The sequence below is a fragment of the Cypionkella sp. TWP1-2-1b2 genome (genome assembly GCF_049896245.1).
Lineage (GTDB): Bacteria > Pseudomonadota > Alphaproteobacteria > Rhodobacterales > Rhodobacteraceae > Cypionkella.
In genome coordinates this window covers 23,982-45,360 of the sequence record NZ_JAFCTX010000007.1, presented here as the reverse complement: position 1 = coordinate 45,360, position 21,379 = coordinate 23,982, and the positions used below count along the sequence as shown (strand labels likewise).

General features: G+C 57.6%; 34 protein-coding genes. 1 reads left to right on the top strand and 33 read right to left on the bottom strand.

The window, feature by feature from the left end; translation table 11 throughout:
- Positions 1-44: 44 nt before the first annotated feature.
- The 7 genes from ACP7AP_RS06190 to ACP7AP_RS06160 form a co-directional block, all read right to left on the bottom strand.
- Positions 45-1,061, bottom strand: coding sequence for a DNA-directed RNA polymerase subunit alpha (locus tag ACP7AP_RS06190; protein ID WP_426033281.1), 1,017 nt, complete (start codon positions 1,059-1,061; stop codon positions 45-47).
- Positions 1,062-1,175: 114 nt separating this feature from the next.
- Positions 1,176-1,571: a 30S ribosomal protein S11 gene (gene rpsK, locus ACP7AP_RS06185; protein ID WP_054006341.1), complete on the bottom strand. Its 396-nt coding sequence runs from the start codon at positions 1,569-1,571 to the stop codon at positions 1,176-1,178.
- A 15-nt stretch (positions 1,572-1,586) separates the two neighbouring features.
- Positions 1,587-1,955, bottom strand: coding sequence for a 30S ribosomal protein S13 (rpsM, locus tag ACP7AP_RS06180; protein ID WP_299480831.1), 369 nt, complete (start codon positions 1,953-1,955; stop codon positions 1,587-1,589).
- A gap of 179 nt (positions 1,956-2,134) precedes the next feature.
- Complete coding sequence (locus ACP7AP_RS06175) at positions 2,135-2,719, bottom strand: adenylate kinase (protein ID WP_426033278.1); 585 nt, start codon at positions 2,717-2,719, stop codon at positions 2,135-2,137.
- A gap of 63 nt (positions 2,720-2,782) precedes the next feature.
- The gene (gene secY, locus ACP7AP_RS06170; protein ID WP_426033276.1) at positions 2,783-4,144 is read right to left on the bottom strand and encodes a preprotein translocase subunit SecY; all 1,362 of its coding nucleotides are present in this window, start codon (positions 4,142-4,144) and stop codon (positions 2,783-2,785) included.
- Positions 4,145-4,260: 116 nt separating this feature from the next.
- Positions 4,261-4,755: a 50S ribosomal protein L15 gene (gene rplO, locus ACP7AP_RS06165; protein WP_426033274.1), complete on the bottom strand. Its 495-nt coding sequence runs from the start codon at positions 4,753-4,755 to the stop codon at positions 4,261-4,263.
- A 167-nt stretch (positions 4,756-4,922) separates the two neighbouring features.
- Positions 4,923-5,297, bottom strand: coding sequence for a hypothetical protein (locus ACP7AP_RS06160; protein WP_426033272.1), 375 nt, complete (start codon positions 5,295-5,297; stop codon positions 4,923-4,925).
- A gap of 277 nt (positions 5,298-5,574) precedes the next feature.
- Here ACP7AP_RS06160 and ACP7AP_RS06155 point away from each other — a divergent pair, with 277 nt between their 5' ends.
- Complete coding sequence (locus ACP7AP_RS06155; RefSeq protein ID WP_426033270.1) at positions 5,575-6,078, top strand: hypothetical protein; 504 nt, start codon at positions 5,575-5,577, stop codon at positions 6,076-6,078.
- A gap of 333 nt (positions 6,079-6,411) precedes the next feature.
- On the opposite strand, the gene rpmD is transcribed toward ACP7AP_RS06155, so the two are convergent.
- The 26 genes from rpmD to rpsL all read right to left on the bottom strand — a co-directional run bounded on the left by rpmD (position 6,412) and on the right by rpsL (position 21,235).
- On the bottom strand, positions 6,412-6,639 hold the full coding sequence (gene rpmD / locus ACP7AP_RS06150) for a 50S ribosomal protein L30 (RefSeq protein ID WP_426033268.1): 228 nt from the start codon (positions 6,637-6,639) through the stop codon (positions 6,412-6,414).
- 2 nt (positions 6,640-6,641) lie between these two features.
- Positions 6,642-7,220: a 30S ribosomal protein S5 gene (gene rpsE, locus ACP7AP_RS06145; RefSeq protein WP_054006334.1), complete on the bottom strand. Its 579-nt coding sequence runs from the start codon at positions 7,218-7,220 to the stop codon at positions 6,642-6,644.
- Positions 7,221-7,231: 11 nt separating this feature from the next.
- Positions 7,232-7,591 (bottom strand): 50S ribosomal protein L18, encoded by a 360-nt coding sequence (gene rplR / locus ACP7AP_RS06140; RefSeq protein ID WP_426033265.1) that lies wholly within the window; start codon positions 7,589-7,591, stop codon positions 7,232-7,234.
- An 11-nt stretch (positions 7,592-7,602) separates the two neighbouring features.
- Positions 7,603-8,136: a 50S ribosomal protein L6 gene (gene rplF, locus ACP7AP_RS06135; RefSeq protein WP_322320305.1), complete on the bottom strand. Its 534-nt coding sequence runs from the start codon at positions 8,134-8,136 to the stop codon at positions 7,603-7,605.
- Positions 8,137-8,146: 10 nt separating this feature from the next.
- Complete coding sequence (rpsH, locus tag ACP7AP_RS06130) at positions 8,147-8,545, bottom strand: 30S ribosomal protein S8 (protein ID WP_304927946.1); 399 nt, start codon at positions 8,543-8,545, stop codon at positions 8,147-8,149.
- 12 nt (positions 8,546-8,557) lie between these two features.
- A complete protein-coding gene (gene rpsN / locus ACP7AP_RS06125; RefSeq protein ID WP_284326654.1) occupies positions 8,558-8,863 on the bottom strand; it encodes a 30S ribosomal protein S14 in 306 nt (101 codons plus the stop codon).
- A 19-nt stretch (positions 8,864-8,882) separates the two neighbouring features.
- Positions 8,883-9,443: a 50S ribosomal protein L5 gene (gene rplE, locus ACP7AP_RS06120; protein WP_426033262.1), complete on the bottom strand. Its 561-nt coding sequence runs from the start codon at positions 9,441-9,443 to the stop codon at positions 8,883-8,885.
- A complete protein-coding gene (gene rplX, locus ACP7AP_RS06115; RefSeq protein WP_054006327.1) occupies positions 9,443-9,748 on the bottom strand; it encodes a 50S ribosomal protein L24 in 306 nt (101 codons plus the stop codon). The genes rplE and rplX overlap by 1 nt, the downstream gene beginning before the upstream one ends.
- Complete coding sequence (rplN, locus tag ACP7AP_RS06110) at positions 9,748-10,116, bottom strand: 50S ribosomal protein L14 (protein ID WP_013066055.1); 369 nt, start codon at positions 10,114-10,116, stop codon at positions 9,748-9,750. The genes rplX and rplN overlap by 1 nt, the downstream gene beginning before the upstream one ends.
- Before the next feature lie 69 nt (positions 10,117-10,185).
- On the bottom strand, positions 10,186-10,419 hold the full coding sequence (gene rpsQ / locus ACP7AP_RS06105; protein WP_426033259.1) for a 30S ribosomal protein S17: 234 nt from the start codon (positions 10,417-10,419) through the stop codon (positions 10,186-10,188).
- 11 nt (positions 10,420-10,430) lie between these two features.
- On the bottom strand, positions 10,431-10,634 hold the full coding sequence (gene rpmC / locus ACP7AP_RS06100) for a 50S ribosomal protein L29 (protein WP_054006325.1): 204 nt from the start codon (positions 10,632-10,634) through the stop codon (positions 10,431-10,433).
- A gap of 632 nt (positions 10,635-11,266) precedes the next feature.
- Entirely contained in the window at positions 11,267-11,578 is a 312-nt protein-coding gene (locus ACP7AP_RS06095) for a type II toxin-antitoxin system RelE/ParE family toxin (protein WP_426033256.1), read from the bottom strand.
- Positions 11,575-11,826, bottom strand: coding sequence for a CopG family ribbon-helix-helix protein (locus ACP7AP_RS06090; protein ID WP_426033254.1), 252 nt, complete (start codon positions 11,824-11,826; stop codon positions 11,575-11,577). Before ACP7AP_RS06090 ends, ACP7AP_RS06095 begins: the two co-directional genes overlap by 4 nt.
- A 205-nt stretch (positions 11,827-12,031) precedes the next feature.
- A complete protein-coding gene (gene rplP, locus ACP7AP_RS06085) occupies positions 12,032-12,445 on the bottom strand; it encodes a 50S ribosomal protein L16 (RefSeq protein WP_054006322.1) in 414 nt (137 codons plus the stop codon).
- Positions 12,446-12,457: 12 nt separating this feature from the next.
- Complete coding sequence (rpsC, locus tag ACP7AP_RS06080) at positions 12,458-13,174, bottom strand: 30S ribosomal protein S3 (RefSeq protein WP_426033252.1); 717 nt, start codon at positions 13,172-13,174, stop codon at positions 12,458-12,460.
- Positions 13,174-13,554: a 50S ribosomal protein L22 gene (gene rplV / locus ACP7AP_RS06075; protein ID WP_054006320.1), complete on the bottom strand. Its 381-nt coding sequence runs from the start codon at positions 13,552-13,554 to the stop codon at positions 13,174-13,176. Before rplV ends, rpsC begins: the two co-directional genes overlap by 1 nt.
- Positions 13,555-13,557: 3 nt before the next feature.
- Positions 13,558-13,836: a 30S ribosomal protein S19 gene (gene rpsS, locus ACP7AP_RS06070; protein WP_299509900.1), complete on the bottom strand. Its 279-nt coding sequence runs from the start codon at positions 13,834-13,836 to the stop codon at positions 13,558-13,560.
- A gap of 3 nt (positions 13,837-13,839) precedes the next feature.
- On the bottom strand, positions 13,840-14,676 hold the full coding sequence (gene rplB / locus ACP7AP_RS06065) for a 50S ribosomal protein L2 (protein WP_054006318.1): 837 nt from the start codon (positions 14,674-14,676) through the stop codon (positions 13,840-13,842).
- 162 nt (positions 14,677-14,838) lie between these two features.
- Positions 14,839-15,135, bottom strand: a complete 297-nt coding sequence (locus ACP7AP_RS06060) for a 50S ribosomal protein L23 (RefSeq protein WP_054006317.1) — start codon at positions 15,133-15,135, stop codon at positions 14,839-14,841.
- Positions 15,132-15,752 (bottom strand): 50S ribosomal protein L4, encoded by a 621-nt coding sequence (rplD, locus tag ACP7AP_RS06055; RefSeq protein ID WP_426033249.1) that lies wholly within the window; start codon positions 15,750-15,752, stop codon positions 15,132-15,134. Before rplD ends, ACP7AP_RS06060 begins: the two co-directional genes overlap by 4 nt.
- Positions 15,749-16,477, bottom strand: a complete 729-nt coding sequence (rplC, locus tag ACP7AP_RS06050; RefSeq protein ID WP_426033247.1) for a 50S ribosomal protein L3 — start codon at positions 16,475-16,477, stop codon at positions 15,749-15,751. The genes rplD and rplC overlap by 4 nt, the downstream gene beginning before the upstream one ends.
- 14 nt (positions 16,478-16,491) lie before the next feature.
- Complete coding sequence (gene rpsJ, locus ACP7AP_RS06045; RefSeq protein WP_054006329.1) at positions 16,492-16,800, bottom strand: 30S ribosomal protein S10; 309 nt, start codon at positions 16,798-16,800, stop codon at positions 16,492-16,494.
- Between the two features lie 162 nt (positions 16,801-16,962).
- Positions 16,963-18,138, bottom strand: coding sequence for an elongation factor Tu (gene tuf, locus ACP7AP_RS06040; RefSeq protein WP_305346545.1), 1,176 nt, complete (start codon positions 18,136-18,138; stop codon positions 16,963-16,965).
- Positions 18,139-18,248: 110 nt separating this feature from the next.
- Positions 18,249-20,372 carry an elongation factor G gene (gene fusA, locus ACP7AP_RS06035; protein ID WP_426033244.1) on the bottom strand — a complete coding sequence of 708 codons (2,124 nt, stop codon included), beginning with the start codon at positions 20,370-20,372 and terminating at the stop codon, positions 18,249-18,251.
- Positions 20,373-20,381: 9 nt separating this feature from the next.
- Positions 20,382-20,852: a 30S ribosomal protein S7 gene (gene rpsG / locus ACP7AP_RS06030; RefSeq protein ID WP_426033242.1), complete on the bottom strand. Its 471-nt coding sequence runs from the start codon at positions 20,850-20,852 to the stop codon at positions 20,382-20,384.
- Positions 20,853-20,863: 11 nt separating this feature from the next.
- The gene (rpsL, locus tag ACP7AP_RS06025) at positions 20,864-21,235 is read right to left on the bottom strand and encodes a 30S ribosomal protein S12 (protein ID WP_054008058.1); all 372 of its coding nucleotides are present in this window, start codon (positions 21,233-21,235) and stop codon (positions 20,864-20,866) included.
- Between the last annotated feature and the right edge of the window lie 144 nt (positions 21,236-21,379).

Sequence of the window (21,379 nt, the reverse complement as noted above, 5' to 3'; positions counted from 1 at the left end):
TTGCAGGCATTTGTAGCGCGGCGGGGTTTCCCCCGCCGTAATTCTTAGAACTGGTCTTCGAAACGCTTAGCCAGATCTTCGATGTTTTCCGGCGGCCAGTCTTCGACTTCCATGCCCAGATGCAGACCCATGCCCGACAGCACTTCCTTGATTTCGTTCAAGGATTTGCGGCCGAAGTTCGGAGTGCGCAGCATTTCTGCTTCGGTTTTCTGGATCAGATCGCCGATGTAGACAATGTTGTCGTTCTTCAGGCAGTTTGCCGAACGCACCGACAGCTCCAACTCGTCTACCTTCTTCAGCAGCAGCGGGTTGAATTCGAGGCCAGCATCTTCGACGCCTTTGCCCGCGGCTTCCGGCTCATCAAAATTGACGAACACGGCGAGCTGGTCTTGCAGAATGCGCGCGGCGTAAGCCACAGCGTCTTCCGGGGTCAGCGAGCCGTCGGTTTCGATTTTCATCGTCAGCTTGTCATAATCCAGCACCTGACCTTCGCGGGTCGGGGTGACTTCGTAGGACACTTTTTTCACCGGCGAATAGATCGCGTCGATCGGGATCAGACCGATTGGCGCATCTTCCGGGCGGTTTTTGTCAGCGGCAACATAGCCTTTGCCGGTGTTCACGGTGAGTTCCATGAACACATCAGCGCCGTCATCAAGGTGGCAGATGACGTGGTCTTTGTTCAAGACTTCGATGCCGTTGGTTTCCGAGATGTCGCCCGCGGTGACAACGCCCGGACCCTTGGCAGAGATCGACAGCCGTTTCGGGCCTTCGACTTCCATCTTCAGCGAGACGCCTTTCAGGTTCAGCACGATGTCAGTGACATCTTCGCGCACGCCTGCGACCGAGGAGAACTCGTGCAGCACGTTGTCGATCTGCACCGAGGTGATAGCGCCGCCTTGCAATGACGACATCAGCACGCGGCGCAGCGCGTTGCCAAGGGTCAGGCCAAAGCCGCGCTCCAGCGGTTCAGCGAATACGGTGGCGGTGCGCTGTGCATCTGCCCCCGGTTTCACGACCAGCTGCGTCGGTTTAATCAGTTCAAGCCAATTTTTGTGGATCATGTGACCGCCTCCATACTTGTCTTCTGCTCATGTCCTAAGCAAAGGACGCCCGAGGTTCAGAAATGCAGAAATCGGGCCGGGCAGACATCGCACGACCCGACCTGTAGTGATGCTTTAGACGCGACGGCGCTTCGGCGGACGGCAGCCGTTGTGCGCAAGTGGCGTCACGTCACGGATCGAGGTGACGTTCAGACCAACTGCGGCCAAGGCGCGCAGGGCGCTTTCGCGGCCCGAACCCGGGCCTTGCACTTCGACTTCGACGGTCTTCATGCCATGCTCTTGCGCTTTGCGGCCTGCATCTTCTGCTGCCATTTGCGCTGCGTAAGGCGTGGATTTCCGCGAGCCTTTGAAGCCCATGGTGCCCGAGGACGACCAGGAAATCGCGTTGCCCTGAACGTCGGAGATCAGGATTTTGGTGTTGTTGAACGAAGAGTTCACGTGAACCACGCCAGCGGCGATGTTCTTGCGTTCTTTTTTCTTCGTGCGGGATGCTTTGGTATCGCGTGCCATATCTAAACGCCCCTCTTATTTCTTCTTGCCAGCAATGGCCTTAGCGGGGCCTTTGCGGGTGCGAGCGTTGGTGTGGGTGCGCTGACCGCGGACCGGCAGGCCCTTACGATGACGCAGGCCACGGTAGCAGCCGAGATCCATCAAACGCTTGATGTTCATCGAGGTTTCGCGGCGCAGATCGCCCTCAACCGTGACGTTCGCGTCGATGAACTCGCGGATTTGCAGCACTTCGGCATCCGAAAGCTGGTTGACGCGACGGGCGCGGTCGATGCCGACAGATGCGCAGATTTGCTCTGCGATATGCGGGCCAACGCCGGTGATATAGGTGAGCGCGATCGGAACCCGTTTCGCGGTAGGGATGTTAACGCCAGCAATACGTGCCAAACGTGTATTCCTTCATGGTTGCGGTTCCGTAGTGCCAGAACCTTTTTTCACAACACCGTCACAGTTGTCTGAGACGATTCGAATCCTTAACGTATAAGGAATCCCGCAAGCGATTCCGCTGCGGGACGCCGTGCTTTATGGGCTTTTGACCAGAGCGTCAAGGGCAGCGGGCGGCTTAATTACGCTTTGTCAAGAACTTTGGCAATCTCGACGGCAACCACGTCCATTTCCGCCATGCCATCGACCTGGCGCAGATTTTTTTTCGCCCAGTAATAGCCGATCAAGGGGGCGGTGTTCTTATAAAACTCGCGCAGGCGCAGCTCAAACACCTCTGGCGTGTCGTCACGTCGCACCGGCTGACCCTTGGCCATCATCTCCTCGGCGCGCCGGACGATGCGGCCCATCAGCGCTGCATCATCAACCACAAGCTCGATCACCGCATCCAAAGTTTGGTCGTGGCTGGCCAGCAGATCGGCCAAAGCATCGGCCTGCGGCAGCGTGCGCGGGAAGCCATCAAAAATGAATCCCCCTGCGGCCGGGTGAGACAGTTTCTCGGCAATCAAACCGATCACGATGTCATCGGTGACAAGCTGGCCTTTATCCATCACTTCAGCCACGCGTTTGCCCATTTCGGTGCCGCTGGTCTTGGCCTCGCGCAGCATGTCACCAGTCGAAAGCTGCACCATGCCGCGTTCATCCACCAAGCGTTTGGCTTGGGTGCCTTTGCCAGCACCGGGTGGCCCGAGGAGGATGATATTTGCCATGGGTCGCCTTTCTGTCAAAGAAAAGGCCCGGCGGGGTGCGCCGGGCCTGAAGTCAGAACCCGATCACCGCCGCGCGGGCGGACGGTTTGCCGTGCTGCGCTTTTTGCCGCGCAGTTGCGATTTCTCGATCAGACCTTCGTATTGGTGTGCCAGCAGATGCGACTGGATCTGGTTGATCGTGTCCATCGTCACCGACACCACAATCAGCACCGAGGTGCCGCCGAAGTAGAACGGGATCGAGAACTGGCTGATCAGGATCTCAGGCAGTAGGCAGACGAGGGCGAGATAGCCAGACCCCAGCACCAGGATGCGGGTGACGACATAATCGAGATATTCCTCGGTCTTTTTGCCGGGACGGATGCCGGGGATAAAGCCGTTCTGGTTTTTCAGGTTGTCGGCCACTTCATCGGTTTTGAACGAGACGTTCGCGGTGTAGAAATACGCGAAGAACACGATCATCGAGACGAAAAACAACAGATACAGCGGCTGGCCATGGCCGAAATAGGCCAGAATCGTTGACATGATCGGGCCAGTGTTGGCACCGGAGAACGTCGCGATCGTGGTCGGCAACAGCAGCAGGGACGAGGCAAAGATCGCAGGAATCACGCCTGCCGGGTTGACCTTGATCGGCAAGTGGCTGGAGCCGCCATCGTAGACCTTCATACCAACTTGGCGGCGGGGGTATTGGATGTGGATCTTGCGTAGCGCCCGCTCCATGAACACAACAAAAGCGATCACGCCGACGACCATCACCAAGACGCCCAAGATCACCGGGGTTGAGATCACGCCCGCGCGGCCTTGGCTAAAGAACTGCGCCAAAGCGTGCGGAATCTCGGCGACGATACCGGTGAAGATGATCAGTGAGGTGCCGTTGCCGATGCCGCGCGCGGTGATCTGCTCACCCAGCCACATCAGGAACATCGTGCCAGCCACAAGGGTGATCACGCAGGAGATCACGAAATACATGCCGGGGGTGTGGGCCAAACCGCCCGCTTCGATGGATTTGGCGATGCCGAAGCCTTGCAGGATCGCCAGACAGACGGTGCCGTAGCGCGTCCACTGGTTCATCTTCTTGCGGCCGGCGTCGCCTTCTTTCTTCATCTGCTCCAGCGCCGGGATCATCGAAGCCAAAAGCTGGATTATGATCGAGGCCGAAATATAGGGCATGATCCCCAAGGCAAAGATGCCCATGCGCTTGATCGCACCGCCGGTGAACATCGACAGCATACCGCCGATGCCCTGCCCCGCGTTGTCCATGAAATTGCGCAACGCGGTGCCGTCAATGCCCGGAACCGGCACATAGGTGCCAAGGCGGTAGACCATGAGCAGGCCAATGGTGAAGAAAATCCGGCTACGGAGATCCGTCGCCTTGCCTAGCGTACCCCAGCTGAGGTTCGCGGCCATCTGTTCGGCAGCTGAAGCCATGCCCAGTTCTTTCTGCGTAAGCCCGATATGGGAAGCGCCGCCAAACCGTTTCCGGTCGGCGGCGCGGGAAACATAAGCCGATGTAAGCGGTCTGTCGACTGCTCACAAGGCGTTAGTTATGCTTTGCGGACCGCTTTGGTAAAAGCTGCCAAGACTGGTGCCACGGTCAAGGTGCCGCCAGCGGCTGCAACGGCTTCAACAGCAGCGGCAGAAGCGCCCGTCACGTTCAGTTTGACCGCAGTGGTGATCGAGCCTTTGTTCAGGATGCGGATGCCGTCGCGCTTGTGGCCGGTGAGGCCTGCGTCAACCAGCATATCCTCAGTGATCTCAACTTTCGCGTCGAGTTTGCCGAGGCCGATGAATTTCTCGATCAGGCCGAGGTTGATCACCGCGAAACGGTCTTGGTTCGGCTTGTTGAAGCCGCGCTTCGGCAGACGGCGATACAGCGGCATCTGGCCGCCTTCGTAGCCGCCAATAGCGACGCCCGAACGCGATTTCTGACCCTTGATACCACGGCCAGCGGTTTTACCCGAGCCCGAACCCGGACCACGCGCCACGCGCTTTTGCTTTTTGGTTGCACCGGGATTGTCGTGCAGTTCATTCAATTTCATGTCGCATACTCCTATGCCGGAAAGCTTCTCCCTGCGACGGGGAGGGCAACGCGGCTGTTTGTGATTCTTATGCCGATAGGTGGGGCATTGCGGGCGTATAGAGGGGATGGGGGTGGGGATCAAGCTGAAACAGCCACGCAGGAAGGGTGGATCGCGTGGCGGACTGGCTATAGGCGCAGGATCGTTAGCCCTGACGGCGTCGGTGTATTCCAGCCGCTTGCGTATTCAATAACCTCGTCCCTCGTCCAATCTGGTTCGGAATGGCTAGCCGTCACAGGCCATCGAGATTTATCGGATGTCAAACCTATAACGATCCAATCAATCGCATCTTCGATGCGCGCAGCATCGGGCCCGTAAACTGAAATCAAATCCACCTTGGCGTCTAAACAATCTTGCACGAACGCAGGCAACAAACCTTCATCAGAGATCGGTAGTTCAAGAACGACCTTACGTTCCACACATTCACCCAATTTCACGATGTGATCCAGCAGGATTAATGCAAGGTGCCCTGCCTTACTGAAACGTCGCAGAAAGCGAGACATTGTCAAACCATTACCTGGACCGATAGAAAATGCTCTGGGAGAGCATTTCCCGGTTCGTTGCTCATAAGGCTGGAAGCCGTCGAGCAAGGGGGCTTATGCCGCAAACTGAGGCTTGAGAAATCTGGCCGCGCCTGACTGGGCTGGCGCGGCAACGCGCCTGCCGGGGGCAGGCAGGCGCGGCCCGATTTGTTTGGGAACAAATCGGGCAAGATGGCCGCTGTATGGACAGAGTGTCCAAATCCTGCGTATCTGCGGGCTGTTTTGCACGGGGGCTGGCATGGCGGTGGATACCAATTATCGGGCGGGGATTAAGCTGCTGTTCAAGAATGAATGGGGCAGCTTGGTCGCGAGTTTTGCGCGGTTTGAATATGCGCTGAAGCTGGCGGGGTATTTGAAGTATGAAAAGCCCGGCACCTCGGCTGAGGCGGGTTGGGCCGGGTTTGCGGCTGATCTAGGGGATGACTTTCTAGCGCATTGCCGGGCGTTGCCAGAGGTTCAGGTGCTGTTCAACGCACCGCCTCGGTTGTTGAAGGTCGATATGGATCGGGCGGTGTCTTGGAAAAAGGCGCGGGCGGTGAATTCGGTTTCGGATTTCTTTTTGGTGGTGCAGGACGTGCGGGGCAGTTTGTTCCACGGCGATACCAAGGTGCATGGCGAGCGCGACGGCGAGCGGATTGAGGCGGCTCAGGTGGTGTTGGATGAGGCTTGGGGTTGGGCCTTGCAGGACAAGGGTAACGCGCGGTTGGTGCGGTTTTGTGAGGCGTTTCGGTTTGCGCAGTAGGGTTTAGCTTCACGGAGACGCTCCACCGCCTATAAAGGAGTAACCTATCCACCCGCGCCCGAACCGAATGAAAACGCTGCGGGGCAGCGTTTTTCGGCGAGTTGCTCATAAGGTCGAAGGCTGTTGAGCAAGGGGTGTTGGGCAGAAGAACAACATTGGGGAAATCGGGGCGCGTCTGACTGGGCTGGCGCGGACTCGCGCCTGCCGAGGGCAGGCAGGCGCGGCCCGATTTGTCTGCGGCCAAATCAGGCAAGAGAAGGATGCCATGCGTTCCAAATGCAAAACGCCCCACCTTTCGGCGGGGCGTTTTTATCTAACCCGAAGGTGCAGCTATCAGCCGCGCTCTTCGATGATCGTTACAAGATGCGAGATCTTGTTGACCATGCCACGGATGGAAGGCGTGTCTTCCAACTCGCGGGTGCGGTTCATTTTGTTCAGGCCAAGACCTTTCAGGGTCGCGGTCTGTTTCGCCGGGCGGCGGGCAGCTGAAGCCACCTGCTTGACCACTATGGTCTTTTTTGCTGCATCCGCAGCGGGGGTCTTCTTCACGGTGTCAGTCATGTTCAAGCCTCCACAACTTCAGCGGCGGGCTTGTTCAGGATCTCTGCCACTTTCTTGCCACGGCGTGCCGCGACTTGACGAGGAGAGGTTTCCGACTTCAGCCCGTCGATGGTGGCGCGGATCATGTTGTAGGGGTTCTGCGAGCCGATGGACTTTGCCACCACATCTTGCAGGCCCAACATCTCGAACACAGCGCGCATCGGACCACCGGCGATGATGCCAGTACCGGCAACAGCCGTCCGCATCACCACTTTACCGGCGCCATGACGGCCTTCCATGTCGTGGTGCAAGGTGCGGGCGTCTTTCAGCGGCACGCGGATAAGCTGGCGCTTGGCCTGCTCGGTCGCCTTGCGGATCGCTTCCGGAACTTCCTTAGCCTTGCCCTTGCCGAAGCCGACACGGCCTTTTTGATCGCCAACCACTACAAGTGCCGCAAAGCCAAAGCGTTTGCCGCCCTTAACGGTTTTCGACACCCGGTTGATCGCGACCAAGCGGTCAGCGAACTCAGGGGTTTCTTCCGGCCGGTTATCGCGGCGATCATTGCCACCACGATTGTCCCGACGGTTATCACGTTCTGCCATTTTTCAACTCCTCAGAACTGCAATCCACCTTCACGGGCAGCCTCGGCCAAAGCCTTGATCTTACCGTGAAAGAGGAAACCGCCGCGGTCGAAGTAGCACACTTCAACACCGGCCTTTTTGGCCCGCTCGGCGATTGCCGAACCGATTTTCGCCGCTGCTTCAACATTGTTGTGGCCGACCACCCCGAATTCCTTCTCCAAGGTGGAGGCGGAGGCGATGGTGACGCCCTTCACATCGTCGATCAGCTGCACGCTGATGTTTTTGTTCGAGCGATGCACCGACAGGCGCAGGCGCCCGTGGGATGTCGCTTTGATTTTGTTCCGAACGCGCTGACGGCGCTTGAGGAACAGGTCTCTCTTGGTGTTTGCCATGATTGTGTCCCTTACTTCTTCTTGCCTTCTTTGCGGAACACGAACTCGCCCTTATAGCGGATGCCTTTGCCCTTGTAGGGCTCGGGCTTGCGCCATTCGCGGATGTTCGCAGCGACCTGACCAACGAGCTGTTGGTCAATGCCTTCCACAATGATTTCGGTGTTCTTCGGCGAGGTCACGGTGACCCCGGCTGGAACGGCGAAGTTGACTTCATGGCTGTAGCCAAGCGACAGTTTCAAAACATTGCCAGCCATCGCAGCGCGGTAACCCACGCCTTGAATTTCCAGCTCTTTCTTGAAACCAGCTGTGACGCCGGTGACGAGGTTTTCAACCATCGACCGCGCCATGCCCCACTGCTGACGCGCACGCTTCGAAGTGCCACGCGGGGTCACTTTGATGCTGCCTTCGTCGATCGTGAGCGTCACGTCGTCGGTTGCGGTGAAGCTGCGGGTGCCTTTCGGACCTTTCACTTCGATGGTTTGACCTGACACGGACGCCGAAACGCCCTTGATCAGTTCTACGGGTTTTTTGCCGATACGAGACATGCCACCCTCCTCAGAACACGGTGCAAAGCACTTCGCCGCCAACATTGGCTGCGCGCGCATTTGCATCTGACATCACGCCTTTCGGCGTGGACACGATGGAGATACCGAGGCCGTTACGCACGGTCGGAATTTCCTTGACGGACATATATACCCGACGACCGGGCTTGGACACGCGTTTGACTTCGCGGATCACAGGCACGCCTTCAAAGTATTTCAGGCTGATCACCAACTCGCCCTGACCGTTATCGGTCTTGGCGCGCTCGAAACCGCGGATGTAACCTTCGCTTACGAGCACGTCCAGAACCCAGGCGCGCAGTTTCGAGGCAGGGGTCGACACGGTCGATTTGCCACGCATTTGCGCGTTACGGATACGGGTAAGCATGTCGCCGATAGGATCGTTCATCATCATTTGGCGACCTCCTTACCAGCTCGACTTGACCATGCCGGGGATCTGGCCGAACGAGGCGAGATCACGCAGCATGATGCGCGAGAGTTTGAGCTTGCGATAATACGCATGCGGACGGCCGGTCAGTTGGCAACGATTGTGCAAACGGACAGCCGACGAGTTGCGGGGCAGCTCGGCCAGTTTGATGGTCGCTTTGAAGCGCTCATCCACCGGTTTCGCTTGGTCGTTGATCACCGCTTTCAGTGCTGCGCGCTTGGAAGCATGTTGCTTCACCAGCTTTTCGCGCTTCACTTCGCGGTTCACCATGGATTTTTTTGCCATTGTCAGGTTCCTCGCGCGATCAAGAAGTGAAGGGCATGTTGAATTGCTTCAACAGTGCCTTCGCTTCCGCATCGGTTTTAGCGGTGGTGCAGATGATGATGTCCATGCCGAGCACTTCATCGACTTTGTCGAATTCGATTTCGGGGAACACCAGTTGCTCTTTCAGACCCATGGCGTAGTTGCCACGGCCATCGAACGAAGTAGGCTTCAGGCCACGGAAGTCGCGGACGCGCGGCAGAGCAATGGTCACCAGACGGTCGAGGAATTCGTACATCCGGTCGCCGCGCAGGGTCACTTTGCAGCCAAGCGGCATTTCTTCACGGACGCGGAAACCAGCAATGCTGTTTTTCGCGTGGGTGATGACAGCCTTTTGACCAGCGATGAGAGTCATCTCTTCCGCGGCTTTCTTGACTTTTTTGGTGTCCTTGACGGCTTCACCAACGCCCATGTTCAGAACGATCTTGTCCAGACGGGGCAGTTGCATCGCGTTCTTATAGCCGAACTCTTCCATAAGGGCGGCGCAGATGCGGTCCTTATAGTCAGCCTTCAGACGCGGGGTGTAGGTGGCTTGGTCGAGCATCAGATCGCCTCCCCGGTGGTCTTAGCGAAGCGAACCTTCTTGTCGCCTTCCATGCGGAAGCCAACGCGGGTTGCTTTGCCTTTGCTGTCCAGCAATGCGAGGTTCGACAGATCAATCGGCATCGGCTTTGCGATGCGACCGCCCTGCGAGGTCTGGCTTTGCTTGGTGTGACGGATCGCCATGTTGGCGCCATCGACGATGGCCTTGTTGGCGGTCGGGTTCACGGACGAAATCTCGCCCTTTGCGCCCTTGTCCTTGCCGGTCAGGATGACGACGGTGTCGCCCTTTTTAAGCTTCGCAGCCATCAGAGCACCTCCGGAGCCAGCGAGATGATTTTCATGAAGTTCTTTGCGCGCAGCTCACGCACCACTGGCCCGAAGATACGCGTGCCGACTGGTTCACCCTGATTGTTCAGGATGACAGCGGCGTTGCGGTCAAAACGAATAGCGGTGCCGTCTTCACGGCGAACTTCTTTGGCGGTGCGCACGACAACGGCTTTACGCACGTCGCCCTTTTTAACACGGCCTTTCGGAATGGCTTCCTTGACCGACACCACGATGATGTCGCCCACGGATGCATAGCGGCGATGCGAGCCGCCCAGAACCTTGATGCACTGAACCCGGCGAGCGCCGGAGTTATCAGCAACATCCAGATTGGTCTGCATCTGGATCATTTGGTTTCTCCCGACCTTTGGGCATCATTGCCCAGGGTTTCGTATTCAGAAAAAGACGAAAGCCGTTGCTTATGCAGCAACGACCACCGTCCAGCGTTTGGTCTTCGAGATCGGGGCACATTCTTCAATGCGAACCTGATCGCCGGTCTTGTAGGTGTTGTTCTCATCATGCGCGCGGTATTTTTTCGATTTGCGCACGGTTTTGTGAAACAGCGGGTGCTTGAAGCGGCGTTCCACCAGAACGGTGATGGTCTGCTCGTTCTTGTCCGAGGTTACGACGCCTTGCAGGATACGTTTTGGCATGGGTCTGCTCCTCAGTTCGCAGCCGCTTGCGCGGCTTTCTGGTTCAGCACGGTCATGATACGTGCCACTTCCCTTCGAACAGCGCGCATACGCGAGGTGTTTTCCAGCTGATTGGTCGCTGCCTGGAAGCGCAGATTGAACGCTTCTTTCTTGAGGGCCACAAGGCTCTCACGCAGCTGCTCGGGCGATTTGCCCAATAGTTCCTTGGCGGTCATGCGCCTGTTCCTTTTTCAATCACCAGAGCGCCCCTACCTTGCGGCAAGGTCACGCTGAACCCGGTGGATCAATGTAAAACCACCGATTCCGAGTCGCCTCGGAGCCGTGGATGGGGTCGTATAGGGGATGGAGGGGGATAGGGCAAGGGGGTTTGTTGGGGGGAATGGCTTTCGCCAATTCCGTCTGTTGCGATCCGACTATCGGGCTACACCCGTTCGTTTCGCAAACTCTGCAGCTGAAGCGATAACGCCCCCGACAATCGCCACGCCGACCGCAGCGAACGTACCATAAAACCAAAGTAGGACAGCGAGACGCATGATTTCATAGCGCATCGTTTCCATTGCACCGGGCGAGCACACATGTTGATCCAAAACGCTTCCGGTGCAACCAAGCGAGGCAAACAGTCCGAAGGATACAAACATCCCTACTACCGAAACCAGCGCCGGTAAGGCCGATATTAAGAGCGTCCATCGTGCGATCCCGCTCTTGCAGAAAAAACTCGCCAAGGTCAGTATCACAGATACAGGCAACATTTCCATCTTAATTCCTCGTTTGCACAGAGATGAGTGTCTGGCAGCAAGCCATCAGGAGCGTGATTTCACGCAACACTAACACCCTACTTCCTTTAATGTCAGTCGCTGCCCTGCAACCTGTCATGCAGGGCCTGTACCAGATTTCGCGAGGTGTGGAACACCGCGAGGATCGTCACATGCTCTGCGCCGACCGCGTAAACAATTAGATAGGGCAGATCGGCGATGCTGAGTTCGCGCGTTTCAGGGTGGCGTCCGGGACGGCCCATTGCGGGAAACGCGGGCAGCTTTTCGGCCGCGCGCACGATGGCGCGGTAGGTGCTTTCGGCGGCGGTTGGATTGTCTTGCGCGATATAATCCACGATGCTTTCCAGATCGCGGGCGGCTGGTTCGGCAATGGCAAGCAGTTTCACCGCGCCCAGCCGTGTTTCGCGGCGATGCCCGCAAAGACCTCGGCGGCCGGAAGCACGCGGCCATCACGCGCGGCGGCTATTCCGGTGGTGATGCGTTCCAACTGCCAGACGTTTGCCGCCAGATATTGCTCGATGGCTTGGTTCACGATGTAATTGCGCGAGCGATCCATCGCGCCCGCCAAGGCATCAATCTCGGCAACCTTTGAGGTGCGGATGGTGATTGGTTCGGAGGCGGCTTGCTGGGGCATGATGTGATCCGTTGTCATCTTTTGTAATCATAGCGCATCATGGAGTAGATCGGAAGGAATATGTGCTGCCCCCTGCCCTGCGGATAGAGGTGCAAAAAGCAAAACCCCCGCTGTTGCCAGCGGAGGCCTTATTCTGAACCGGGTGACGGCCCGCGCGTTTCCGAGGAAACGCGCTACACCGCACGGTCTGCGCGAGAGCGCAGACTTACCAATCTTCCCGTGCCACGACGCGGGTTGTGACCGGAAGTTTCATAGCGCCCAGACGCAGGGCTTCACGGGCGATGATCTCGGACACGCCGTCGATCTCGAACATGATGCGGCCCGGTTTGACCTTGGCTGCCCAGTAGTCGGTCGAGCCTTTACCTTTACCCATCCGCACTTCGGTGGGCTTGGACGAGACCGGAACATCCGGGAAAATCCGGATCCAGACGCGGCCTTGGCGTTTCATGTGGCGGGTGATCGCGCGGCGGGCCGCTTCGATCTGACGGGCCGTCACACGCTCTGGCTCGGTGGCTTTCAGCGCAAAGGAGCCGAAGTTCAGCAGGAAGCCGCCCTTCGCTTCGCCGTGGATACGGCCTTTGTGCTGCTTGCGGAACTTGGTCCGTTTTGGTTGCAACATCTGTCTTCTCCCTTACGCGCGTTCGCGGTCGCGGCGAGGCGAACGCGGTGCTGCACCTTCTTGCGCTTCGGCAAGACGGCGATCATGGGCTTGCGGATCATGCTCTAGGATTTCGCCTTTGAAGATCCAGACCTTCACCCCGATGATGCCATAGGCAGTCGTGGCTTCGGACAGAGCATAGTCGATGTCAGCGCGCAGGGTGTGCAACGGCACACGACCTTCACGATACCATTCGGTCCGCGCAATCTCGGCACCGCCAAGACGGCCACCAACGTTCACACGGATGCCGAGGGCACCCATCCGCATTGCGCTTTGCACGCCACGCTTCATGGCGCGACGGAAAGATACCCGGCGTTCCATTTGCTGTGCAATAGACTCGGCCACCAGTTGCGCGTCAACTTCCGGCTTGCGCACTTCGACGATGTTCAAGTGAACATCCGACTTGGTGAAAGCCGCAAGTTTCTTGCGCAGGGTTTCGATATCAGCGCCTTTTTTGCCGATGATCACGCCCGGGCGTGCAGTGTGAATGGTCACACGGCATTTTTTGTGCGGACGCTCGATGATCACGCGGCTGATGCCAGCTTGCTTGCACTCTTCATGCACAAAGGCGCGCATTTTGAGATCTTCCAGCAGCAGGTTGCCGTAGTCTTTCGATTCAGCGAACCAGCGGCTGTCCCAGGTGCGGTTGACCTGAAGACGCATGCCGATCGGATTGACCTTCTGACCCATTATGCAGACTCCCCGACTTGACGCACAATGATCGTCAGCTCGCTGAACGGTTTCATGATTTTGCCGAAACGACCACGCGCACGCGGGCGCCCACGTTTCATCACCAGGTTTTTGCCAACCCAGGATTCAGCCACGATCAGGCTATCGACGTCGAGGTTGTGGTTGTTTTCCGCGTTGGCGATGGCCGACTGCAGGCACTTCTTCACGTCACCGGCGATGCGGCGCTTCGAGAAAGTCAGATCGGCCAGAGCCTTTTCAACTTTCTTGCCGCGGATCAGGCCCGCTACGAGATTCAGTTTCTGCGGCGAGGTGCGCAGCATACGGCTGATCGCCATTGCTTCGTTTTCCGCCACGCGACGGGGGTTCTTTTCCGTGCTCATGGCTTATTTCCTCTTGGCTTTTTTGTCGGCCGAGTGGCCATAATAGGTCCGGGTCGGCGAGTATTCACCAAACTTCTGACCAATCATCTCTTCGGTCACATTCACCGGGATGTGCTTTTTGCCGTTATACACAGCAAAGGTCAGCCCAACGAATTGCGGCAGAATAGTCGAGCGACGCGACCAGATCTTGATCACTTCGTTCTTGCCCGAGGCTTTCGCGGTTTCTGCTTTTTTCAAAACATAACCGTCGACGAACGGGCCCTTCCAAATAGAACGTGACATGGATTAGCGCCCTTTCTTCGCGTTACGCGACCGGACAATCAACTTGTCCGAAGCCTTGGCCTTACGGGTCTTGTTACCCTTGGTGCCTTTGCCCCACGGCGTCACTGGGTGACGACCGCCCGAGGTCCGACCTTCACCACCACCATGCGGGTGGTCGATCGGGTTCATTGCAACACCGCGCACGGTCGGGCGAACGCCCTTGTGACGCATACGGCCTGCTTTACCGAAGTTCTGGTTCGAGTTGTCGGGGTTGGACACGGCACCGATAGTCGCCATGCATTCCTGACGCACCAGACGCAGTTCGCCCGAAGACAAACGGATCTGCGCGTAGCCACCGTCACGACCAACGAACTGAGCGTAGGTGCCGGCAGCGCGTGCCAACTGGCCGCCTTTGCCTGCTTTAAGCTCGACGTTGTGGATGATAGTACCGATTGGCATCCCCGAGAACGGCATCGCATTTCCCGGCTTCACGTCGGTCTTGGCGCCAGCGATGACAGAGTCACCGATAGCCAAGCGCTGCGGCGCCAGAATGTACGAAAGTTCGCCATCCGCATAACGGATCAGAGCGATAAAGGCGGTACGGTTCGGATCGTATTCAATCCGCTCAACGACCGCTGCAATATCGAATTTTGTGCGCCTGAAATCGACCACACGGTAGAGACGCTTGGCGCCGCCGCCCTTGTGCCACATCGTGATACGTCCGGTGTTGTTCCGGCCACCTGTCTTGGTCAAACCCTCTGTAAGGGCTTTGACCGGGCGGCCTTTCCACAATTCCGAACGGTCGATCAGAACCAACCCGCGTTGGCCAGGCGTCGTCGGCTTATACGACTTAAGTGCCATGCTTTCTGTCTTCCGTCATTGGATGGGTCTTAGATGTAGACCCAAGGTTATAGGGCTCCGTAGATCCCCGAGATATGGCTTGCTTTGGTTGGACCGCAGCTTGCCGATTCCGTAAAAATCCACGGCCCCGGAGAACCGGGGCCGTGGGATTCGCTGCCAATATCAGAGGCCCGTCGAAACGTCGATAGAGTTTCCGGCTTCCAGCGTGACATAGGCTTTCTTCTTGTCGCTGCGCTCACCAGCGCGGCCGCGGAACTTCTTGGCCTTGCCTTTGGTGATCGTTGTGTTGACTGCTTTCACCTTCACGGAGAAGATGTTTTCAATCGCTTCCTTGATCTGCGGCTTGGTCGCATCCATCGACACCTGGAACACAAACGCGTTGTTTTCCTGAGCCATAGTGGCTTTTTCGGTGATCACTGGCTTTTTGATCAGGTCGTAGTGTTGCGGTTTAATGCTCATTTCAGACGAGCCTCCAAAGCTTCGATACCTGCTTTGGTGATCACCAGAGTGTCACGCTTCAGGATATCATAGACGTTTGCGCCCATGGTCGGCAGCACGTCGATGCCTTCGATGTTGCGAGCAGCCAGCGCGAAATTCGCGTCAACGCTTGCGCCGTCGATGATCAGAACGCGTTTCCAGCCCAACTCGGACACATGTTTTGCAAGGATCGAGGTTTTGGCTTCGGCCATGGTGGCCATGTCCAAAATCACCAGCTCGCCTGCTTTGGCTTTCGCAGACAGTGCATGACGCAGACCCAGAGCGCGGAATTTCTTCGGCAGATCATGGGCGTGCGAACGCGGCTGCGGGCCTTTGACAACGCCACCGTGACGGAAGATCGGCGCTTTTTTGGAACCGTGACGTGCGCCGCCGGTGCCTTTTTGCTTGTAGATCTTCTTGGTGGAGTAGGACACTTCGGCGCGGGTCAGCGTCGAGTGGGTGCCTGCTTGCATCCGGGCGCGCTGCCAACGGACGACACGGTGCAGAACGTCTGCGCGCGGGTCGAGGCCGAACAGGGCTTCGTCAAGGTCGATGGTGCCAGCTTTGCCGCCATCAAGTGTGATTACGTCAAGTTTCATGCTTCACCCCCTTCAACTGCCATTTCGACAGCCGGAGCAGTGGTTTGTGCCGCCATACGGATCGCCGCAGGCAAAGGCAGACCAGCCGGAGCCGCTTTCTTCACTGCGTCTTTGATGGTGACCCAGCCGCCCTTGGTGCCGGGAACTGCGCCTTTGATCATCAGCAAGCCACGCTCGGCATCCGTGCGGATGACTTGCAGGTTCTGAGTGGTGCAGCGCACGGCGCCCATGTGACCAGCCATTTTCTTGCCTTTGAAGACTTTACCCGGGTCCTGACACTGGCCCGTAGAGCCGTGTGAGCGGTGCGAAACCGACACACCGTGGGAAGCCCGCAGACCACCAAAGTTGTGACGCTTCATCGCACCCTGAAAGCCTTTACCGTTGGTGGTGCCCGCGATGTCAACGAACTGACCAGCCAGATAGTGATCAGCGGTGATTTCCGCGCCGACTTCGATCAGGTTAGCAGGCGACACGCGGAACTCGGCGATCTTACGCTTTGGCTCGACATGAGCTTTGGCGAAGTGGCCGCGCATGGCTGCGGTGGTGCGCTTGGCTTTCGCCAAACCAGCGCCAAGCTGAACAGCGGTGTAGCCGTCGCGGTCAACGGTGCGTTGTGCCACGACTTGCAGGTTGTCGAGTTGCAGAACGGTGACCGGAACTTGGGTGCCGTTCTCAAGGAACAGCCGGGTCATGCCCAGTTTTTTAGCGATAACGCCAGAACGCATGTTATCTATCCCCCTTACACTTTGATCTCGACATCCACGCCAGCGGCGAGGTCGAGCTTCATCAGCGCGTCCACGGTCTGGGGGGTCGGATCAACGATGTCGAGAAGACGCTTGTGCGTGCGGATTTCCCACTGGTCGCGCGACTTTTTGTCGATGTGCGGACCACGGAGAACCGTGAATTTCTCAATTTTGTTCGGCAGCGGAATCGGCCCGCGCACAGTGGCGCCGGTGCGTTTCGCGGTGCTTACGATTTCTGCGGTGCTGGCGTCCAGCACGCGGTAATCGAAGGCTTTCAACCGAATACGGATGGTTTGACCTTGCATGTGTTCTTCCTTCTGAACGTAGACGGGGCAGTGGCCCGGTCCATAGGTTCACGTTGTTTTCAGTAGTCTGGTCTTGAAAGTCTACGGCGCACCCCGAAAGGTGCGCCGCTGGTGGTGCCTTATAGGCTGCGAGCCCCCTTGAAAAGGGGATTCGCGACTTATTTACTTGATGATTTTCGACACCACGCCAGCGCCGACAGTGCGGCCGCCTTCGCGGATGGCGAAGCGCAGTTTTTCTTCCATCGCGATCGGCGCGATCAGGGTCACGTCGAACTTCAGGTTGTCGCCCGGCATCACCATTTCGGTGCCTTCTGGCAGCTCAACCGTCCCGGTGACATCCGTGGTGCGGAAGTAGAATTGCGGGCGGTAGTTGGCGAAGAACGGCGTGTGGCGACCGCCTTCTTCCTTGGTCAGAATATAGGCTTCTGCCTCAAACTTGGTGTGCGGGTTGACCGATTTCGGCTTGCACAACACTTGGCCGCGCTCAACGCCTTCACGGTCGATGCCGCGCAGCAGGATGCCGACGTTGTCGCCTGCTTCGCCACGGTCCAAGAGCTTGCGGAACATCTCGACGCCGGTACAAACCGACTTCTTGGTGTCACGAATGCCAACGATTTCAACTTCGTCGCCGACGTTGATCACGCCGCGCTCGATCCGGCCGGTGACAACCGTGCCACGACCCGAGATCGAGAACACGTCCTCGATCGGCATCAGGAACGGCAGATCGACCATCCGGGTCGGGGTCGGGATGTAGCTGTCAACCGCAGCCATCAGCGCGCGGATCGAGCTTTCGCCGATTTCCGGGCGCAGGCCGATCATCGCCTGGTGGGCCGAGCCTTTGATGATCGGAATGTCATCGCCGGGGTAATCGTACGAGCTGAACAACTCGCGCAGTTCCATCTCGACCAGTTCGACCAGCTCTTCGTCGTCAACCAGGTCGATCTTGTTCATGTAGCACACCATGTAGGGGATACCCACCTGGCGGCCCAACAGGATGTGTTCACGGGTCTGTGGCATCGGGCCGTCCGAGGCTGCACAAACCAGAATAGCGCCGTCCATCTGTGCCGCACCGGTGATCATGTTTTTCACATAATCCGCGTGGCCGGGGCAGTCAACGTGGGCGTAGTGGCGGGCTTCGGTCTCATATTCGACGTGAGCGGTCGAAATCGTGATGCCACGCGCACGCTCTTCCGGTGCGCCGTCGATTTGGTCGTAGGCGCGGAATTCACCAAAATATTTGGTGATCGCTGCCGTCAAAGTGGTCTTGCCGTGGTCAACGTGGCCAATCGTGCCGATGTTGACGTGCGGTTTGTTCCGTTCAAACTTTGCCTTTGCCATGATGGCCTCCTAAATTTCGAATGCGGCGGGGTGAACCCGCCCTACGGGGTGGTAGGGCGGGGTTACGGCTTGTGTTTTGTTCCCAAAACACAAGCTACCCGCCACACCGGTTATGCGTATTTCTTCTGGATCTCGTCCGAGATGTTCTGCGGAACGGCATCGTAGTGATCAAAAGACATCGCGAAGGTTGCCCGACCCGAGGTCATCGAACGCAGCGTGTTGATGTAGCCGAACATGTTCGCCAAAGGCACCATAGCGGCGATGACGTTCGCGTTGCCGCGGCTGTCCTGGCCGTTGATCATGCCCCGACGCGAGGTCAAGTCGCCGATGACGCCGCCAGTGTATTCTTCTGGCGTGACGACTTCGACTTTCATGATCGGTTCCAGCAGTTTGGCGCCGGCTTTCTTCAGACCTTCACGCATGGCTGCACGCGCCGCGATTTCGAACGCCAGAACGCTGGAGTCGACATCGTGGTAAGCCCCGTCGATCAGCGACACTTTGAAGTCGATCACCGGGAAGCCTGCGAGCGGACCTGAATCCATCACCGACTTGATGCCTTTTTCAACGCCGGGGATATATTCCTTCGGCACCGAACCACCAACCACTTTGGCCTCGAACGAATAACCCTCCCCGGGTTCCGTCGGCGAGATCACCAACTTGACGCGCGCGAACTGGCCAGTACCACCGGTTTGTTTTTTGTGCGTGTAGTCGATCTCATGCTCGCGCGAAATGGTTTCGCGGTAAGCCACTTGCGGGGCACCAATATTCGCCTCGACTTTGAACTCGCGGCGCATACGGTCCACCATGATATCGAGGTGAAGTTCGCCCATTCCCTTCAAGATCGTCTGACCCGACTCGATATCGGTTTCAACGCGGAAGGACGGATCCTCGGCAGCCAGACGAGCCAAAGCGATGCCCATCTTTTCCTGGTCGGCTTTGGTTTTCGGCTCGACCGCGATCTCGATCACCGGGACCGGGAAGGTCATGGTTTCGAGAACAACGGGATGCGCCGGATCACAAAGCGTGTCGCCCGTGGTGGTCTCTTTCAAGCCGCCCAATGCAATGATGTCACCTGCAAACGCTTCCGCGATTTCTTCACGGTCAATCGCGTGCATCATCATCATACGGCCAACGCGCTCTTTACGCTCTTTGGTCGCGTTCATCATCGCATCGCCTTTGGCAAGCTTGCCCGAGTAGATGCGCGTGAAGGTAAGCGAGCCCACGAAGGGGTCGTTCATGATCTTGAACGCCAGCGCCGAGAACGGCTGGTTATCATCAGCCAATCGCGCGATATTCCGCGTTTCGGTCTCATCGCCAGGTTTGAAGCCCATATAGGGCGGCACATCCAAAGGCGTCGGCAGATAGTCGATCACGGCGTTCAACAGCGGCTGCACGCCTTTGTTTTTGAACGCAGAGCCCGCCATAACCGGAATGAACTCGATGGCGAGCGTGCCCTTACGGATCAGCGCGCGCAGCGTATCAACGTCAGGCTCGTTGCCTTCCAGATAGGCTTCCATCGCCGCATCGTCTTGGCCGACTGCGTTTTCCAGCAGGTTCAGACGCCATTCGTCGGCTTCGGCTTTCAGACCAGCGCGGATCGGCTGACGCACCCAGGATGCGCCCAGATCTTCGCCCTCATAGACCCATTCTTCCATGGTCACGAGGTCGATGATGCCTTCCAGCTTGTCTTCCGCGCCAATCGGCAGAACGATCGGCAACGCATTCGCGCCGGTACGGTCTTTGATCATCTTCACACAGTTGAAGAAGTCAGCGCCGGTTTTGTCCATCTTGTTGACGAAGACAATCCGCGGAACCTTATACCGGTCGGCTTGACGCCAAACGGTTTCGGTTTGCGGCTCAACACCTGCGTTGCCGTCCAGAAGTACGACAGCGCCATCGAGCACGGCCAATGAGCGTTCAACTTCAATGGTGAAGTCAACGTGGCCGGGGGTGTCGATGATGTTGAAACGGAACTTGTCAGCGCGTGCGTGCTCCAAGCCCGGATCAATGGTGCGTTCCCAAAAGGTGGTGGTGGCAGCAGAAGTGATCGTGATGCCACGCTCTTGCTCTTGCTCCATCCAGTCCATGGTGGCTGCGCCATCATGAACTTCACCGATTTTGTGCGACTTGCCTGTGTAGTAAAGAATACGCTCTGTCGTCGTGGTTTTACCCGCGTCGATGTGAGCGATGATGCCGAAATTGCGGTAGCGTTCCAGCGGATATTCGCGTGCCATGATGCCCTCTTACCAGCGGTAGTGGCTGAATGCTTTGTTAGCATCTGCCATCTTGTGGGTATCTTCGCGTTTCTTAACAGCCGTACCACGGTTGTTGCAGGCATCCGACAATTCGGCAGCCAAACGCTCTTCCATGGTGTTCTCATTACGCTTGCGCGCGGCGATGATCAGCCAACGGATGGCCAGAGCTTCGCGGCGCTCGGTGCGCACCTCGACCGGAACCTGGTAGGTTGCACCACCGACGCGGCGCGAACGCACTTCGACGGAGGGCTTCACGTTTTCCAAGGCTTCGTGGAAAGCGGAAATCGGTTCACGCTTCAGACGGGTTTGCACCCGCTCAAGAGCGCCATAAACGATGCCTTCTGCGACCGACTTTTTGCCGTCGAGCATCAGGTTGTTCATGAATTTGGTCAAAACCCGATCACCATACTTGGCGTCAGGAAGAATATCGCGTTTTTCAGCGGCGTGACGACGTGACATGTTCTATTTCCTCACTTCGGACGCTTAGCGCCGTATTTCGAACGACGCTGACGACGCTCTTTGACGCCTTGGGTATCCAAAACGCCGCGAAGGATGTGGTAACGCACACCCGGCAAATCCTTGATACGACCGCCGCGGATCAGAACCACAGAGTGTTCCTGAAGGTTGTGCTTTTCACCGGGAATATAGCAGATCACTTCGAACGAGTTGGTCAGACGCACTTTGGCGACTTTCCGCATCGCCGAGTTCGGCTTTTTCGGAGTGGTGGTGTAAACGCGCGTACAAACGCCACGTTTCTGCGGGCAAGATTCCAAGTGCTGCGACTTGGACTTGCGGACGTTAGGCTCCCGCGGTTTGCGGATAAGCTGTTGAATAGTCGGCATTCAGCTACCTCGTGTTGTCCCGTTAAGGGACTGTCAATACTCGCCCCGAGCTTCGGGGCACTGCTTCTCGACGTCTTCCTGTGCGAACCACAAAAAGATAAAACCGCAGACGACACCCCGAGGGGGCGTTGCGGTGGAATTCCA